The sequence below is a fragment of the Mongoliitalea sp. genome (assembly GCF_054166905.1).
The window spans coordinates 226,202-241,853 of sequence record NZ_JBSZCK010000011.1 but is presented as its reverse complement, the minus strand read 5'-3'; the positions used below and the strand labels follow the sequence as shown (position 1 = coordinate 241,853).

18 protein-coding genes are annotated in these 15,652 nt (G+C 40.1%); 8 read left to right on the top strand and 10 right to left on the bottom strand.

Annotation, left to right across the window (positions count from 1 at the left end; genetic code table 11):
• Window positions 1-3: 3 nt before the first annotated feature.
• A complete protein-coding gene (purB, locus tag ACXIUD_RS03210; RefSeq protein ID WP_458051171.1) occupies window positions 4-1,350 on the bottom strand; it encodes an adenylosuccinate lyase in 1,347 nt (448 codons plus the stop codon).
• A gap of 149 nt (window positions 1,351-1,499) precedes the next feature.
• Between purB and ACXIUD_RS03205 the strand changes: the two genes are divergently transcribed.
• The 3 genes from ACXIUD_RS03205 to ACXIUD_RS03195 are packed head-to-tail and all read left to right on the top strand — an operon-like array spanning window position 1,500 to window position 5,310.
• Window positions 1,500-3,695 (top strand): DUF5916 domain-containing protein, encoded by a 2,196-nt coding sequence (locus ACXIUD_RS03205; protein ID WP_458051170.1) that lies wholly within the window; start codon window positions 1,500-1,502, stop codon window positions 3,693-3,695.
• A gap of 14 nt (window positions 3,696-3,709) precedes the next feature.
• Complete coding sequence (locus tag ACXIUD_RS03200; protein ID WP_458051169.1) at window positions 3,710-4,816, top strand: 2Fe-2S iron-sulfur cluster-binding protein; 1,107 nt, start codon at window positions 3,710-3,712, stop codon at window positions 4,814-4,816.
• A gap of 2 nt (window positions 4,817-4,818) precedes the next feature.
• A complete protein-coding gene (locus ACXIUD_RS03195) occupies window positions 4,819-5,310 on the top strand; it encodes a hypothetical protein (RefSeq protein WP_458051168.1) in 492 nt (163 codons plus the stop codon).
• Here the strand turns inward: ACXIUD_RS03195 and ACXIUD_RS03190 are convergent.
• From ACXIUD_RS03190 to ACXIUD_RS03180, 3 genes are read right to left on the bottom strand one after another with little or no spacing between them, the layout of a single operon-like run.
• Window positions 5,307-6,620, bottom strand: coding sequence for a D-alanyl-D-alanine carboxypeptidase (locus tag ACXIUD_RS03190; protein ID WP_458051167.1), 1,314 nt, complete (start codon window positions 6,618-6,620; stop codon window positions 5,307-5,309). The two genes, ACXIUD_RS03195 and ACXIUD_RS03190, sit on opposite strands and share 4 nt — an antisense overlap.
• Window positions 6,621-6,623: 3 nt before the next feature.
• A complete protein-coding gene (locus ACXIUD_RS03185; RefSeq protein ID WP_458051166.1) occupies window positions 6,624-6,995 on the bottom strand; it encodes a DUF423 domain-containing protein in 372 nt (123 codons plus the stop codon).
• A gap of 1 nt (window position 6,996) precedes the next feature.
• Entirely contained in the window at window positions 6,997-7,671 is a 675-nt protein-coding gene (locus ACXIUD_RS03180) for a YggS family pyridoxal phosphate-dependent enzyme (RefSeq protein ID WP_458051165.1), read from the bottom strand.
• Window positions 7,672-7,720: 49 nt separating this feature from the next.
• Between ACXIUD_RS03180 and ACXIUD_RS03175 the strand changes: the two genes are divergently transcribed.
• Genes ACXIUD_RS03175 through ACXIUD_RS03165 form a run of 3 tightly spaced genes read left to right on the top strand, consistent with a single transcriptional unit; the run spans window position 7,721 to window position 10,538 of the window.
• Entirely contained in the window at window positions 7,721-9,271 is a 1,551-nt protein-coding gene (locus ACXIUD_RS03175; RefSeq protein ID WP_458051164.1) for a GH3 family domain-containing protein, read from the top strand.
• A complete protein-coding gene (locus tag ACXIUD_RS03170) occupies window positions 9,268-9,912 on the top strand; it encodes a LysE family translocator (protein WP_458051163.1) in 645 nt (214 codons plus the stop codon). The genes ACXIUD_RS03175 and ACXIUD_RS03170 overlap by 4 nt, the downstream gene beginning before the upstream one ends.
• 17 nt (window positions 9,913-9,929) lie before the next feature.
• Entirely contained in the window at window positions 9,930-10,538 is a 609-nt protein-coding gene (locus tag ACXIUD_RS03165; protein ID WP_458051162.1) for a DUF6992 family protein, read from the top strand.
• Window positions 10,539-10,552: 14 nt separating this feature from the next.
• On the opposite strand, the gene ACXIUD_RS03160 is transcribed toward ACXIUD_RS03165, so the two are convergent.
• The gene (locus ACXIUD_RS03160) at window positions 10,553-10,924 is read right to left on the bottom strand and encodes a hypothetical protein (RefSeq protein ID WP_458051161.1); all 372 of its coding nucleotides are present in this window, start codon (window positions 10,922-10,924) and stop codon (window positions 10,553-10,555) included.
• Window positions 10,925-11,094: 170 nt separating this feature from the next.
• Here ACXIUD_RS03160 and ACXIUD_RS03155 point away from each other — a divergent pair, with 170 nt between their 5' ends.
• On the top strand, window positions 11,095-11,271 hold the full coding sequence (locus tag ACXIUD_RS03155) for a type II toxin-antitoxin system HicA family toxin (RefSeq protein WP_458051194.1): 177 nt from the start codon (window positions 11,095-11,097) through the stop codon (window positions 11,269-11,271).
• Window positions 11,268-11,423, top strand: a complete 156-nt coding sequence (locus tag ACXIUD_RS03150; protein WP_458051160.1) for a YlcI/YnfO family protein — start codon at window positions 11,268-11,270, stop codon at window positions 11,421-11,423. The genes ACXIUD_RS03155 and ACXIUD_RS03150 overlap by 4 nt, the downstream gene beginning before the upstream one ends.
• A gap of 35 nt (window positions 11,424-11,458) precedes the next feature.
• Here the strand turns inward: ACXIUD_RS03150 and lepB are convergent, their stop codons facing one another.
• The 5 genes from lepB to ACXIUD_RS03125 all read right to left on the bottom strand — a co-directional run bounded on the left by lepB (window position 11,459) and on the right by ACXIUD_RS03125 (window position 15,646).
• A complete protein-coding gene (gene lepB, locus ACXIUD_RS03145; protein ID WP_458051159.1) occupies window positions 11,459-12,541 on the bottom strand; it encodes a signal peptidase I in 1,083 nt (360 codons plus the stop codon).
• A gap of 14 nt (window positions 12,542-12,555) precedes the next feature.
• The gene (dapB, locus tag ACXIUD_RS03140) at window positions 12,556-13,278 is read right to left on the bottom strand and encodes a 4-hydroxy-tetrahydrodipicolinate reductase (protein WP_458051158.1); all 723 of its coding nucleotides are present in this window, start codon (window positions 13,276-13,278) and stop codon (window positions 12,556-12,558) included.
• Window position 13,279: 1 nt separating this feature from the next.
• Complete coding sequence (locus ACXIUD_RS03135; protein WP_458051157.1) at window positions 13,280-13,813, bottom strand: DUF5683 domain-containing protein; 534 nt, start codon at window positions 13,811-13,813, stop codon at window positions 13,280-13,282.
• 127 nt (window positions 13,814-13,940) lie between these two features.
• Window positions 13,941-14,858 (bottom strand): ParB/RepB/Spo0J family partition protein, encoded by a 918-nt coding sequence (locus tag ACXIUD_RS03130; RefSeq protein ID WP_458051156.1) that lies wholly within the window; start codon window positions 14,856-14,858, stop codon window positions 13,941-13,943.
• A gap of 8 nt (window positions 14,859-14,866) precedes the next feature.
• The gene (locus tag ACXIUD_RS03125; protein WP_458051155.1) at window positions 14,867-15,646 is read right to left on the bottom strand and encodes a ParA family protein; all 780 of its coding nucleotides are present in this window, start codon (window positions 15,644-15,646) and stop codon (window positions 14,867-14,869) included.
• Window positions 15,647-15,652 lie beyond the last annotated feature (6 nt).

Genomic DNA, 15,652 nt, shown 5'->3' with positions numbered 1-15,652 from the left:
TTTTTAAAAAATTCCGGTATATGTAAATGGACTGATTGCTCTTAATTCTGTTTTGATGGCTTCCGTGACTTGTAAGCCTTCAATAAATCGTTTGATGGATTGTTCCGTAATTTTCTCATTGGTTCGGGTCAGATCTTTCAAAGCCTCATATGGTTTTGGATATCCTTCTCTTCGCAAGATCGTCTGAATCGCCTCTGCAACTACTGCCCAGTTTTCTTCCAAATCTGCGGCGATAGCTTCTCGGTTCAATTCCAGTTTATTCAGCCCCTTATTCAAGGACTCCAATGAAATCAACATGTGCGCCAATGGTACACCAATGATGCGGAGTACGGTGGAGTCTGTCAAATCCCGCTGAAGTCTACTGATAGGTAGCTTAGCTGCTAAATGTTCCAATAAAGCATTCGCAATACCCAAGTTTCCTTCTGCATTTTCAAAATCAATCGGATTGACTTTATGAGGCATAGCAGATGAACCGATTTCACCTGCTTTAATTTTTTGTTTGAAATAATTCATCGCCACATACTGCCATACGTCTTTAGAAAGATCCAATAAGATGGTGTTGATTCGCTTCAATGCATCAAAGCAAGCGGCTAGATTATCATAGTGCTCAATCTGTGTAGTAGGATAAGAGCGTTCCAATTGCAGATAGGAAGAGACGAAGTTTGTTGCAAACCCATTCCAGTCTATGCTAGGGTAAGCCACATGGTGGGCATTCATATTACCCGTAGCACCTCCAAATTTTGCAGAAAAAGGAATGGATAATAATTGCTTTAACTGTGTTTCAATTCGTGTAACAAATACTTGGAATTCTTTTCCCAATCGAGTAGGTGAAGCTGGTTGTCCATGGGTCTTGGCCAACATAGGGATATCCTTCCATTCTTCAACTTGAGCTTGCAGCTTACCAATGACTTGTTGTAAGGATGGAATAATCACTTTAGCCAATCCATCTCTCAACATCATGGGAGTAGCTGTATTGTTGATATCTTGAGAAGTCAATCCGAAATGGATAAATTCTTTATAGGCACCCAAGCCTAGGGCGTCAAACTTTTCTTTCAAGAAGTACTCTACAGCTTTCACATCGTGGTTGGTTACTTTTTCAGTATCCTTGATGGTCTCAGCATCTTTTTCTGAAAAATCTGTGACTATAGCCCTCATTTCTTCAAACTTTGAGGAATTTATGTCTTGTAATTGAGGAAGGGGTAATTCGCACAAGGCAATGAAGTACTCCACTTCTACATGTACTCTATATTTTATCAGAGCATATTCTGAAAAAAAGGCTCTAAGATCTTGTGTCTTGGCTCCATATCTACCGTCGATAGAACTTACTGCGGTGAGTGTACTGAGGTTCATGTGTTGATTTGTTGTCAAGCCCCAAATTTAGTTGTTTAGGATGGATTTTTGCTCCTCCATCTACATTTAAATATAGGTTTGTATAACCGATATTGACCGAAAGAAAAAATTACTACTTGCCCATACGACCATCCCTGTATGTTTGTGTTATGAAGTATTTTCTTTGGTTCACCTCCTGCTTATTTATCACGACCATTTCTTTTGCCAATAACAAAAAAGACCGAGAATTCGGTGTTCAGGTTTATGAAGCTGTAAAAGTCATATCCTTAGATGGCACGATTGAAGATGATGAGTGGGCTGATGCAGATTTGATCGATGGCTTTATTCAACAGATGCCTAAGGAGGGTTTGCCAGCAAGCAATCGTACGGAGGTGAAGCTCAAATATGATGAGAATTTTTTGTATGTAGCGGCGAAATTGTATCACGAGGTAGGAGAGGGTTACGTAGTATCTTCACTCAAACGAGATTTTAGATTTTACGAAAATGATGCATTTGCCATCACCATCGGGCCTTATGATGATGGGAATAATGGATTTATGTTTGCTGTCAATCCATATAATGTACAAATGGAAGGACTTATTCATCACGGGGACAGAGTTTCCGATGTTTGGGATAACAAATGGTACTCTTCTGTCAACCGATTCGAGGATCATTGGGAGGTGGAAATGGCCATTCCTTTTAAAACGCTTCGATATACAGAAGGCTCCAATTATTGGAGAGTAAATTTCATTAGAAACGACCGGAAAAATTATGAGCGCTCTTCTTGGGTGCCCGTTCCGCTGAATCAACGGATTCAGGGAATTGCCTTTTCAGGTTACCTCAACTGGGACAAACCATTGAAAAAGCCAGGGGCAAATATCGCAGTGATTCCCTATACAGCTGTGAATGGGGCGAAGGATTATCGAACTGAAGAACCTGCTTCCTCGGGTATTGCCGCTGGATTTGATGCGAAAATTGCGCTAACGCCTTCCATGAATTTGGATTTGACTTTCAATCCTGATTTCTCTACGGTGGAAGTGGATCAGCAGCAAACCAATTTGAATCGATTTGAGCTTTTCTTTCCAGAACGCCGGCAGTTTTTCTTGGAAAATGCAGATTTATTTGGGGATTATGGTTTTCGACAAATCAGGCCTTTCTTTTCTAGAAGAATCGGTATTGCTACGGATAGTATTGGTAGGAGCAGTAATAATCGAATCTTGTATGGTGCCCGTTTGAATGGAAATGTGGGAGATAATCTGAGAGTAGGCCTACTCAATATGCAGACTGCAAATGAATTATCAGTTGGCTATCCCGGTCAGAATTATACTGTGGCAACCGCTCAGAAAAAAGTATTCAGCAGATCCAATATTGCAGGGATATTTGTAAATAGACAAACGACAGGCGTGATTCCTGAAGGCAGCCGTGTGACTACTTTCAATAGAGTAGCCGGCTTGGATTACAATTTATTATCAGCGGATAATAAATGGACTGGTAAGTTTTTTTACCACCGCTCATTTGGCCCGAATGATCTGCAAGATCCACAGGCTTTTGCTTCTCATTTGAGTTACAATACCAAGAAATTTAATCTTCAGTGGAACCAAGAATATGTAGGAGAGGATTATAATGCGGAGGTGGGTTTTGTTCCTAGAAGAAGCTATTGGCGTTTGGAACCCAATGCGATGTACAGAATTGTATCTAAACCCGAGAGTAAAATTTTCCAACAGACCTTCCAGGTTCGGTACGATCTTTATAAAGATCAGGACTTTGGACAAACTTTGGATGAAAATATCACCTTTGCATACCGATTGTATTTCAAAAACACCTCTACTATTCAAGCGAGAGTATTCAATGAATATATTTACTTGTTCAGACCTTTTGATCCAACCCGTACAGGAGGTAAACAATTAGAGGCTGGCACAGATTATCGTTACACAAGGGCAGGAATTACTTACAGTTCAGACAGTAGAAAACTTTTAAACTATTCTTCCACTGTGTATGCTGGAGAATTTTTTAACGGTGAGCGTCTATTTGTCAATACGAATTTGAACTACCGTATGCAGCCCTATGGAAGTATTTCTTTGTTTGCGGAGTACAATAAACTTCAATTTCCAGAGCCTTATAATTCAGCTGATTTGTGGTTAGTGGGTCCAAGAATGGAACTTTCTTTTACAGACAAACTGTTTCTGAGTACGTTTGTGCAGTATAATTCACAGATCGAAAACATCAATATCAACACAAGATTTCAGTGGAGATTTAAACCTGTTTCGGATTTGTTTGTTGTGTACACAGATAATTATTTACCAGAGAACTTCCAAATTAAAAACCGTGCATTAATTTTGAAGCTTACTTACTGGATCAACGTGTAATCGGAAAAGCGGGTATGTTTAATTTATTCAAAAGAAAAAAAGAAGAGCCTTCCAAAGGCTCGCAATATATTTCCTTAAAGGTCAGAGAAGTAGTCAAAGAAACAGCCGATACGGTGACTATTTATTTTGAGCAACCTGAGCCTTATTTGGACTACAAACCGGGTCAATTCTTGACTTTAATCCTTGAGATTGATGGTAAGGAAGTTCGTAGATCTTACAGCTTATGCACTTCTCCCTTTGTAGACCCTTATCCGGGAATTTCGGTTAAAAGGGTGTCTGGAGGATTGGTTTCCAATTACCTCAACGATCAAATCCGTCCGGGAAAGACCATTGAAATCATGAAACCTCTTGGGAACTTCACCGTTCCTTTTCATTCCCAAAACAAACGAAATTTTGTGATGGTAGCTGGTGGTTCTGGAATCACACCAATTATGGGGATTCTAAAATCCGCATTGATCAATGAGCCTCAATCCAAAGTGAGTTTGCTTTATTGCAGCAGAAATGAAGATCAAATCATCTTCAAAAATGCCTTGGAAGCATTACAGGCTAAGTACGGAGAGCGTTTGGAGATTGTCCATAACCTGAGTCAGCCAAGTGCCACTTGGTCGGGTTGGTCTGGTCGTTTGGATGCTACCAAAATAAAAGAGTTTCATCAAAAAGTTTCTAAAAACTCAACCTTGGATCCCTTGTTTTTCGTCTGTGGTCCTGAAGGTATCATGGATGCCAGCAAGGAAACATGGGTTTCTTTGGGCGTAGCATCGGATAAAATACTCAGTGAAAGTTTCTATTCTGACTTGGATGCCAAGGAGAAAGAAATGGAAGCCGCAGGTAAATTAGCTCCTGCTTTGACACGTGAGGTAGAGGTAGAACTCGAAGGACAGACCTATAAATTTGAAGTTGCCCCGGGAAAAACAATCTTGGAAGCAGGATTGGATCAGGATGTGGATATGCCATACAGTTGTCAGAGTGGCTTATGTACTGCCTGCAGAGGAAGGTTGATTTCAGGTAAGGTGGATATGATCGAAGATGCAGGTTTAAGCCCGGGAGAAATTGCTGATGGATACATCTTATGTTGCTCTTCTAAAGCAGCAAGTGGAGATATAAAGATTATAATCGAATAGCCTTGGAAATTACAGAACTTAGAAAAATATATTCAAAATTGGAGCGGAATACTTTGATCTTGATAGCGATTCCGCTTCCTTTTTTTGCTTTTGCCTATCTCTATACTCAAAGTCCTGTGATGGAGTTGAACCTTCCAGAGGAAAACGGTTTCTGGGGTGGATTTAGCTTGACTTTCTTGATCACCTTGTTGGCGGGTCATTATTTTGTCTTTCATTCCAAATTGGGTAAAGCCAAATCTGCTGAACTTGAGATCAATCAAAAGGTGCAAATCTATGCAGATGCTACGATGCTCCGATTTTGGTTTTTATTCGGGATTGCCATTTGGGGCTCATTTTCCTTGATGATCACCGAAAATCCTATGTTTACCATTGTTTTAGCAATTAATTTGATTTTTTCATCCTTGGGGAAACCTAGTCCTGATAGGATTGTACGCCTACTCAAATTAAAAGGTGAAGAACGTCAGCAAGTCGAGGAGTTGAAAAAAAGAGTTTAATAATTCTGCTTGATAAACTGCAATACCTTTTCCATTTCTCTTCGGACTTCTGAGGCTTTGTTTAAGTAATTGCTGTTCATAAAAGCAAAAGCATAAATTCTACCGGAATCTCCTTTGATGTAGCCGACCAAGGAATGGTTATTGGACATGGTGCCTGTCTTTGCAAAGACATAGGGTCGTTGTGCTTTGTAATTATTTTTGAGGGTTCCGTTAATGCCTCCCTGCGGAAAAATGCGCATCAATTCAGATCGGGAAAGCTCTTCTTCCAATTTGCTCAGCAATTGAATCATCGTGCGTGGTGTACTCAAATTGTGACGGGATAGTCCTGATCCATCCACCCATTGTGGCTTATCTGGCAGATCATTCAAATAGGTCTTTTGGATAAATTCTATGGCCCGTTCTGCCTCCAATTCAGCAAATAAATGATCTGAAACCATCAGGAGTAACTGCTCTGCAATAAAATTATCCGATTCTTGCATCAATTCATTCCAAAGAGGTCTTAGACTTCCTGACTTGAATAATTGATGATTGGGTGGTAAGGGTTCGGTACTGATCGTGACCTTTTTTTTCAACTGATACTCTATCAGCTGTTGATTGAGTTCCGGAGAAGTGATAAAAGGTAATTCGGCCCTAACCTGATTGTATGCGTTGGGGTTATAGTAAAAAATATTGGTATGAAAATCCCGCTCCATACGCCAAGTCGGCTTGGTGTAAGTTTTCACCATGCTGGCAAACATGGGGATTTGGGCTTGTGGTTTGTTTTGCTGATTATTAAAAATTGCCAAATTCCCATAAATCGGTAGGGGAGAGCGCTCGGCCGAATAAGCATAGTAATAATCATCCCACTGCCATCCATAGCCAAAAGCAGTATCTTTCCAATTGCTGTATGACAATTGGATCTCAGAAAAACGGTTGAGGAATTGATCAATTCTTGGCCCATTATTCGCTTTAGGATAGTGCCAAGTTGGATCACCTGAACCCCAAATTTTTATAGCATCCCCGTTTCTGACATAACGAAACGTATGTGTACTGTCTCTTAAAGTTTTTAGCGTAGCATAGAAAGTAAAAACCTTAATTGTGGAAGCAGGAATGAAATTCATATGGCTGTTTTTCTCATAAATCACTTGCTGACTATCCAAATCGAATAGCATAAATCCCGTCAAGTGATTATCAAAAAATGAGCCCCTCCCAAGTAGTTCATCGAAGCGCTCATATTTTTCTCGAACTTCTTCGGTTTGTGCGAAGGTGGAGGGTGCAGTAAACGTTCCAATACCGAAGATAACTACTAAATATACAAGTACTTTTCGCATGATTTAAGCCTTAACCCTTATCAAGTTTAACCAACCAGCTATGAAGGCTACTCCGCCCAATGGAGTTATGGCGCCTAGCCATCTAATTCCGGAAATACTAAGCACATACAATGAGCCTGAAAAAATCAGGATTCCAATAGTCAAGAGTATGTAGGAAACGTTCAGGTGTTTTATTGTTGGTTGCAACTGCTTCCAAATAGCAAAAATCAACAAACCTAAAGCATGGTAAAAATGGTATTTGACTGCTGTTTCGAAAGTGTCTATTCTTCCATTGGCCTCTAAAGTTGGCTGCAATCCATGAGCTCCAAAGGCACCAATACCAACAGCCAATGCGAGCAATACTGCTGCGCCGATCATCCATGTTCGATTATTCATATCACTGGTAATTTCTTTCTCCAAAAATGGCACTTCCTACGCGCACCATGGTACTTCCTTCTTCCTGGGCTAGCAGATAGTCTCCACTCATGCCCATTGAAAGTTCTTTCAATTCAACGTTGCTGGGGAGCACTTCGTTTGTTAGGGATTCAAACAAATTTTTCAAATAGCGGAATTCTGTACGGATTTGGGCCTCATCCTCGGTGTAAGTAGCCATTCCCATCAATCCGATGATTTTTACATGATCGAGTTGTGCCAATTCAGGATTCTTTAACAGTGCACGTAATTCATCTTCATCTAAGCCAAATTTGGATTCTTCTTTGGCTATATACACTTGAAGCAAAACTTGTATGATTCTCTCATTCTTTTTTGCTTCCTTATCAATTTCCCTCAAGAGTTTCAAAGAGTCTACACTATGAATCAAATGCACAAAGGGAGCTAGGTATTTCACCTTGTTTCGCTGCAAATGTCCAATCATGTGCCAGCGGATATCTTTGGGCAATTGTTCTGCTTTCTCGCTCATTTCCTGAACCTTATTTTCTCCAAAATCACGAACTCCTGCCTCATAGGCTTCCATCAAGAGTTCATTGGGTTTGGTTTTACTGACGGCAACCAACGTGCAGACAGGATTTATAAAAGTATTTTTTAGGGAAATTAGATTTTCTTTCAGGTTCATTCGCTTAATTTTGGTAAGTTAGAATAACGCTCAGCACACAGACAAAGATATGGCTATATTAGGTACATTACTAAAAAAAGGCATAAGATTACGGGAGTCTCTTGAACAAGAGTACAGCAATCCTTTGGAGCTTCAAAAGCAATGTTTGAAAAAGTTGTTGATTGCAGCCAAGGATACAGAGATGGGGAAGAAATACGGTTTTGCAGAGATTTTAAAGTCCTTCAAAGAACCCAATGATTTCTTTCATCAAAAATACGCATCAAAGGTACCTATCTATAATTATGATAAGATCTACGATGAATGGTGGTACCGCCTCAAAGATGGAGAAAAGAACATTACTTGGCCGGATGCTATCCGTTATTTTGCTCTGACATCGGGCACTTCGGGAGCCTCTTCTAAATACATCCCTATCACCAAAGATATGGTGAAAGCCATCCGGAAAACAGGTGTCCGTCAAATCCTGAGCTTATCCAAATATGACCTGCCGGATGATTTGTTTACCAAAGGTATTTTAATGCTGGGAGGAAGTACCGATTTGGATTTTAATGGCACCTTTTTTTCTGGAGATTTGAGTGGTATTACCACAGGTCGATTACCTGTTTGGTTTCAGCGATTCTATAAACCTGGAAAAGAAATTTCTAAGAATAAAGATTGGGGGGAAAAGCTAGAACAAATTGTGCAAAAGGCACCTTCTTGGGATATCGGGATAATTGTGGGTGTGCCTGCATGGTTACAGATTTTATTGGAAAAAATCGTCGAGCGCTATCAAGTAAAGGATATCCATGAGATTTGGCCTAATCTACAGATTTTCGTGCATGGGGGAGTAGCTTTTGAGCCTTATAAAAAGGCTTTTCAAAAGTTGCTTGGGAAACCGCTCATTTACATGGAGACCTATCTTGCTTCCGAGGGTTTCTTGGCCTTTCAGGCTTTGCCGAATAGAAATTCCATGCGCTTAGTCTTGAATAATGGGATTTTTCATGAGTTTATCCCATTTACGGATGAAAACTTTGATGAGAATGGAGAAGTTCGACCCAATGCTACGGTATTGAATATCAGCCAGGTAAAAGAGGGGGTAGATTACGCATTATTGATTTCTACCTGTTCCGGAGCTTGGAGATACTTGATAGGGGATACCATCCGTTTTGAAAGTAAAGCAGAAGTGGAAATCCGTATTACCGGTAGAACCAAGCATTTTCTCTCGCTTTGTGGAGAGCATTTATCCGTGGATAATATCAACCAAGCCGTAAAAATGGCAGAGGAGGAGCTGAATATTGATATTCGGGAATTTACTGTAGCCGGGATGCCGCATGGGACACTCTTTGCCCATCATTGGTTTGCTGGCACGGATTCAGATGTGTCGGAGGATTTATTAAGGGAACGGATTGATGCATATTTACACCAATTGAATGATGATTATGGAGTAGAGCGCAAGCATGCCTTGAAAGAAATGCGCTTGTCTAAAATCCCAAGTCATTTGTTCTATGACTGGCTTCGGGCGCAAGGGAAAGAAGGTGGACAAAATAAATTTCCAAGAGTACTGAAAGGAGATAAAATGAATGATTGGCTGGATTTTCTTCGCACAAATGGAGTGAAGCTATGAGTCCAGCATTGTTGGAAGGAATCAGTATGGGCTTATTGCTTTCGGCAATGGTTGGTCCTGTGTTTTTTACCTTGATCCAAAACAGTCTCCAAAATGGTTTCAGGCATACAGCAGTCTTGGCTTTAGGTATTTTTGTCAGTGATTTGCTATACGTGTTGCTGACCTATTTTAGTATCAATTTATTGGCTAAAAGCATCTATTTCGAGATTGTATTGGGATATGCGGGAGGGTTTGTTTTGGGAGGTTTTGGTGTTAGCTCCATCTTGAAAAAAAATGTCAACCGTCCCAATTCAGGAGGATTACCTGTTTTAAAAGACACCAAAAAGAAAGGCTTTTGGAAGGGTTTTAGTATCAATGGAATCAATCCTTTTGTACTCCTGTTTTGGATTTCTATAGCTGGCTTAGTAGCTATTAAAGATGATTTTGATAGGGTAGATGTGGGTCTGTTTTATGCAGGCATCCTTGTTACCGTCTTTTTGATTGACTTATTGAAAGCTTTTGTAGCCAAGCAGCTCAGTGGTTTTGTGACGCCCGGCATTATGCAAAAATTGAATATTGCAGTGGGTATATTCTTGGTCTTTTTCGGATTTCGCTTAATCTGGTTTGCATTTGAAAAACACCAAGCCCTTTTAGCAGGTTAAGTAGGAAAGATAGCCGTATGAAAAATTTTCTCCCTATAATCCTCCTCACAAGTGGCCTCTATTTTGCCAGTCTTTCTTTTGTTCAGGCACAATCCAAAAGCCAAGAAGAAATCCTTCAAAACTTTAATCAGGTGCGTATTGATTACAATAAGCAAGGCATGATGATTTTGGGTTCATGGGCAATTGGTAATATCATCTGGGGAGGAGTGATGGCAGGAAGAACTACTGGGGAAATTCAAGGATTCCATCAGATGAATGCTTATTGGAATTCCATTAATTTATTGATTGCTGGCTTTGGTTATTATTCGGCGATGAAGGAAGTGCCAAGTGCTGATTTTTGGGAGACCATGAGAAGTCAACAGTCCATAGAAAAGATTTTATTGGTTAATGCCGGTTTGGATGTAGCCTACATGGCAGGAGGCTTGTATATGCTGGAACGAGGTCGAAGAACTGATAATGAGCGATTAAGTGGCTTTGGGAAATCAGTGATTTTGCAAGGGGCTTTTTTGATGAGTTTTGATGCTATTAAATTTTTGATCCACAATAGTCATGGGAAAGATTTACCCAAACTACTGGAAAATGTAAGTATGGGGCCTGGAGGGATAGGTTTCCGAATGGCATTCTAATCATGTCAAAAGGGTTAGTTGAGTTGCTGGGTATTTATGACCACTACAGGTCTTGGTGGAATTCCTCGAGTGGTGCAAATAAACCCTAATTCACTTTCCAAAGGCTTACGTATACGAACCCGTAGACGCATGTTTTCCTCTCCAAAGCGATTTCTGTCTAAATTCAATCCCATTCGTTGATTCCGTCTATTGGGAGTAGCTCCTACTAAATTCTCTAAGCGCTCTACATCATCCACATCAAAAGTAAATACCATAAAACCGCAATCACCATCGATGCCCCAAGTTGTCACTTCGAATACATCCGATTGTAGGTCTAAAGTTGGGTCAGACTCAGTACAAGCCGTATAAAATCCAACCAACAAGAATAATAAAAGGATATTTTTCATGCGCTCATTTTTTAAAGAGACGTTATTGCTGACGCTGATGTCTTACTCTTAAAGAAAATTTATTTCAGGTATTGATTTTGCAACTGTAAATAGTTACTTCTCTTATGTCATAGAAAGAAAAGCTTATTGCTCGTTTTTTGGATATCCCAAGTGATTTTCATTTTAATGAGATGGTTAAGCTTCTTGGGTACTTTGGATTTCTTGAAGTAAAGACAGGAAAGACATCGGGTTCTAGGGTTAGGTTTGAAAATCAAGATGGAGTTCCAATATTTCTTCACAAACCACATCCTTCCGGCATAATGAAAAACTACCAGTTGAAACAAATTAAAGAGGTTTTAGGGCTATGAAATATCTTACATATAAAGGAAGTTTTAATGTAAGGATTCCAGCAGAATTACACCAACAAGCTGCACTTTTAGCTCAAGAAGGAGAAACTTTTTTAAACAATTTTGTAGCCGAGGCTATCAGACAAAAAGTTAGCAAAGAATTAAGTTCATAAAAAAAGGGGCGCTTGGCCCCTTTCTCTATTTTAATTTACTTGATTCCATTAAAGAATCGGTTCCATCGGATTTTGCTAAACATGGATTTATGCTTGTCCAAGGAAAGCCATAAGAACCAAGCTTTTCCTACGATATGGTCTTCCGGAACAAATCCCCAATAGCGTGAATCATAAGAATCATGACGATTGTCTCCCATCATAAAGTAATAATTTTGCTTGAAGGTGTATGAACTTACTTCTTGTCCATCAATGATAAGGCGGTTATTCTGAACCTGTACGTCCTTTAGTCGCTCGTAATTCTGAATGGTGCTGGCGTATTTAGCCATGGTTTCATCATTGATTTCTATGGTCCAACCTTTTCCAGGCACTTCCAATGGTCCAAAATTATCTTTGTTCCAACCAAAGTAAGCTCCATCAGGGAAAACTCGAGGATCACCAGTATTTACCCGGTCTGCACGTAACATAACATTTCCAATGGCAGGTGATTTCTTTAAACGCTCGATATTCTCTTCTGTAGCACCTCGTATCATATATCCTACACCATTACTAAATGGCATATAATCATCTTTATTGATGCCATATTCATCAAAGAATTCTTCATTGAGAGATTTATCCGTTAAAACATCATACGAGAATTGAACTTTAGCTGGGTCGTCACCCCTCTCTCCATTAATGTAAATATCAGTTTCTCGAATTTCTAAGATATCACCAGGGACTGCTACAGCCCGTTTGATATAATTGGTTCGTAAGTCTACAGGAATATCTAATTCTTCTGGAAAATTGAAAACTACTACATCGTTTCGTTTCACTTTGGTAAATCCAGGAAGACGCATATATGGTAATTGGATCCATTCCTTATAAGAATTGATATCTGTTCCCCATATCTTCTGATGCGTCAAAGGCATTTGAATTACGGTTTTGGGCACTCTGGTTCCGTAATGCATTTTGCTTACGAAAAGAAAATCACCTACTAATAGTGATTTTTCCATGGATCCTGTGGGGATCGTAAAGGGTTCAAGGAGCAACCAACGGATTAAGCTCGCGGCAATGACTGCAAATACAAGCGCGTCAATCCACTCTCTGGTTGCTGACTTTTTTTTCTTTTGTTCTTCTTGCATGATTTTCAAAAATATTAGAAAGATAGGAAATCATCCATGGACAACACACCTTTTTTATTCTGAATCCATTCAGATACCAATACTGCACCCATGGCAAAACCTTTTCGGCTATGAGCTGTATGGGTAATTTCGATATCGTCGATTTCAGAACTATAAGTAATAGTGTGTGTGCCAGGGGCTGGGTCAATTCGTTTGGCTGTGATAGGAAGGGAGTCTGTTGGTATAGGCTGTCCCTCATCTAAAGTCCAATTGTGTAAGCGTGACTGTTCTGCCAGGATTCCTTCCGCCAGCGTGATTGCCGTTCCGGAAGGAGCGTCTTTTTTCTCGGTATGATGAATTTCTTCCATGCTGATTTTATAATCAACTTGATCCTTCATCAAGCTGGCAAGAAACCTGTTTACTTTGAAAAAGATGTTTACTCCCACACTGAAGTTGGAAGCGTAGAAAAAAGCTGTATTTTTTTCTTTTGTTAATTGTTCAATGAGGGGCTTTTCATGTAGCCAACCGGTTGTGCCTGAAACAACAGGTATTCCTCTACTGATGGCCCAAGAAATATTTTCTACCGCTGCTTCGGGTTGGGAGAATTCAATCGCTACATCAATCGTTTTGATGTCTAAATTGTCTAATTCAGATCTGTTATCAATGTTAATTCTACCTGCAATGCTATGGCCACGGGATTCTGCTAGCTCAGCTATGATCTTTCCCATTTTCCCGTAACCTAATAAGAGTATGTTCATGTCAGAAATTAATTTTTAAACTTAAGCCAACTACCGAACCTCCGGCTGTCAGCATTTCAAAATTGGGTTCAAATCTAAAACTCAAATCCTCACTCACATCAAATGACGATAAATGTGCATCGATATGCGCATCTAAAATATTCAATGCATAGATTCCTATGAATAGGAAATAATTCAAATCCCTATTTCTCCTCCAGAAATTCACGTTTCTCACCAAACCGTCCCGATTAAGGTTTGGGAAATCCGTAGGTTCCTGTCGATCTAGTCTCCTAAGATTGTCCAAAAACAACTGATATCTTCTATTGTTGAAATCAATGAAGAAAATGTTGGTAGCAAATCCTCCATAGATAATGGGTACTTTCCAAGCTTTGTTGTTATACACCTGTCCCGAACCCGGTATTAAGGCAGATAAGATGGTAGCTGTTTTGGGGTCTTTGACATCCCGATCAAAGAGTTTTATGCTTAGGGTATCATTGACGACAATCTCCTGTGCATAGCTCTCTACAAAAGAGAATAAAAAAAGGAAAAAAAACACCAAGCATCCTCTATTAGCACGAGAATTAGCAGTGTTTTTAACAAAAATTAGGCTTTGAAAGACCTTTGAAAGGTGATTTTCCCAGCTGAACTGTGTCCTTGTCAGCATCTCCGGTTGGTGAGTCTACTTAGATGATCTCTAATATTTCCAATATTCGGTTCAAATCCGATGTTGAGGTGAAGGGTATTTTTATTTCCCCCTTGTTTTTGGCATCGGCTTTCAATTGTACTTTGCTACCGAAATGAGATGCCAATCGCTGTTGGATTTTATTGATTTCGTACTTTCTAACAGGGTCTAAATCCGGTTTGCCCGTAGAAGCTTTATCGGCTTTATTTTCATTCAGGGATTTAACCAAAGCTTCTACCGCACGAACACTCAATTCTTCTTCTATTGTCTTTTTGTAGATTGCCAACTGCTTTTCTACATCTTCTACATTGATCAAAGCCCGCGCATGACCCATGGAAATTCTATTGTCTCTTAAACCTGCCTGAATATCCGGTGGAAGCTTCAGTAGGCGAAGGTAGTTGTTGACAGTTGTCCTGTTTTTTCCTACACGGTCCCCCAGTTCTTCCTGCTTTAGGTCACACTCAGTCAGTAAACGTTGATAAGAGTGTGCAATTTCCAAGGCATTGAGGTTTTCCCGCTGAATGTTTTCAATCAAAGCCATTTCAAGCATTTGCTGATCATTGGCCGTGCGGACATAGGCAGGTACCCTTTCCAAACCGGCAATTTTAGAGGCTTGGAATCTCCGTTCACCTGAGATCAGTTGAAACTCTCCATCTCCCAGTTTACGAACGGTAATGGGCTGAATGATGCCTTGAACTTTGATAGATTCTGCCAATTCTTGCAGGGCATCTTTATCGAAATGTGTTCGCGGCTGATAGGGGTTTACAAATATTTCATCCAAAGAAATCTCATAAATCCCTGCGGAAGGAGTAGCCGGTATCAAGTCCTGGCTTTTACTCTTTTGCGGGGAGTCTTCTAATAAAGCGCCGAGTCCTCGGCCTAAAGCATTTTTCTTTGGTAATGGTTTTTTATCAGCCATGCGTTACTTTAATTTACTTTTTCCATTCCGTTTTTGGTAGCAATTTCCTGTGCAAGGTTTAGATAGGCTACAGCCCCTTTCCCATCTGCATCGAAGGCAATTACCGGTAATCCAAAACTTGGGGACTCACTGAGTCTTACATTTCGTGGAATGATGGTGTCAAATACTAAATTCTTGAAGTGGATTCTTACTTCGTCAACCACTTGATTGGATAAGCGAAGGCGTACATCATACATGGTCAGCAAAATCCCTTCAATTTCCAGGTCTGGGTTGAGACGAGTTTGAATGATCTTGATGGTGTTGAGCAATTTTCCCAAACCTTCCAATGCGAAGTACTCGCACTGAACGGGTATGATGACTGAATTAGCTGCTGTTAGTGCATTGATTGTAATTAAACCCAAGGAAGGACTACAATCGATAATCACAAAATCGTATTGATCCCTGACGGAAGCAATCACTGACTTCATTTTTTCTTCCCGGCTTTCTAAATTGATCATTTCGATCTCAGCACCTACCAAGTCTATGTGGGAAGGGACAAGTTCTAGATGCTCAATTTCAGTTTTAAGAATGATGGAATGTATGTCCACACCGTCCACCATGCATTCGTAAATACTGTTTTCTATACTTTTAGGATCATGTCCTAGACCAGAGGTGGTGTTGGCCTGAGGGTCAGCGTCAATCACTAGCGTTTTGAATTCTAAGACAGCCAAACTTGCTGCTAGGTTCATCGCAGTAGTTGTCTTTCCTACACCACCTTTTTGGTTTGCAATCGCAATAACTTTTCCCATGAGGCT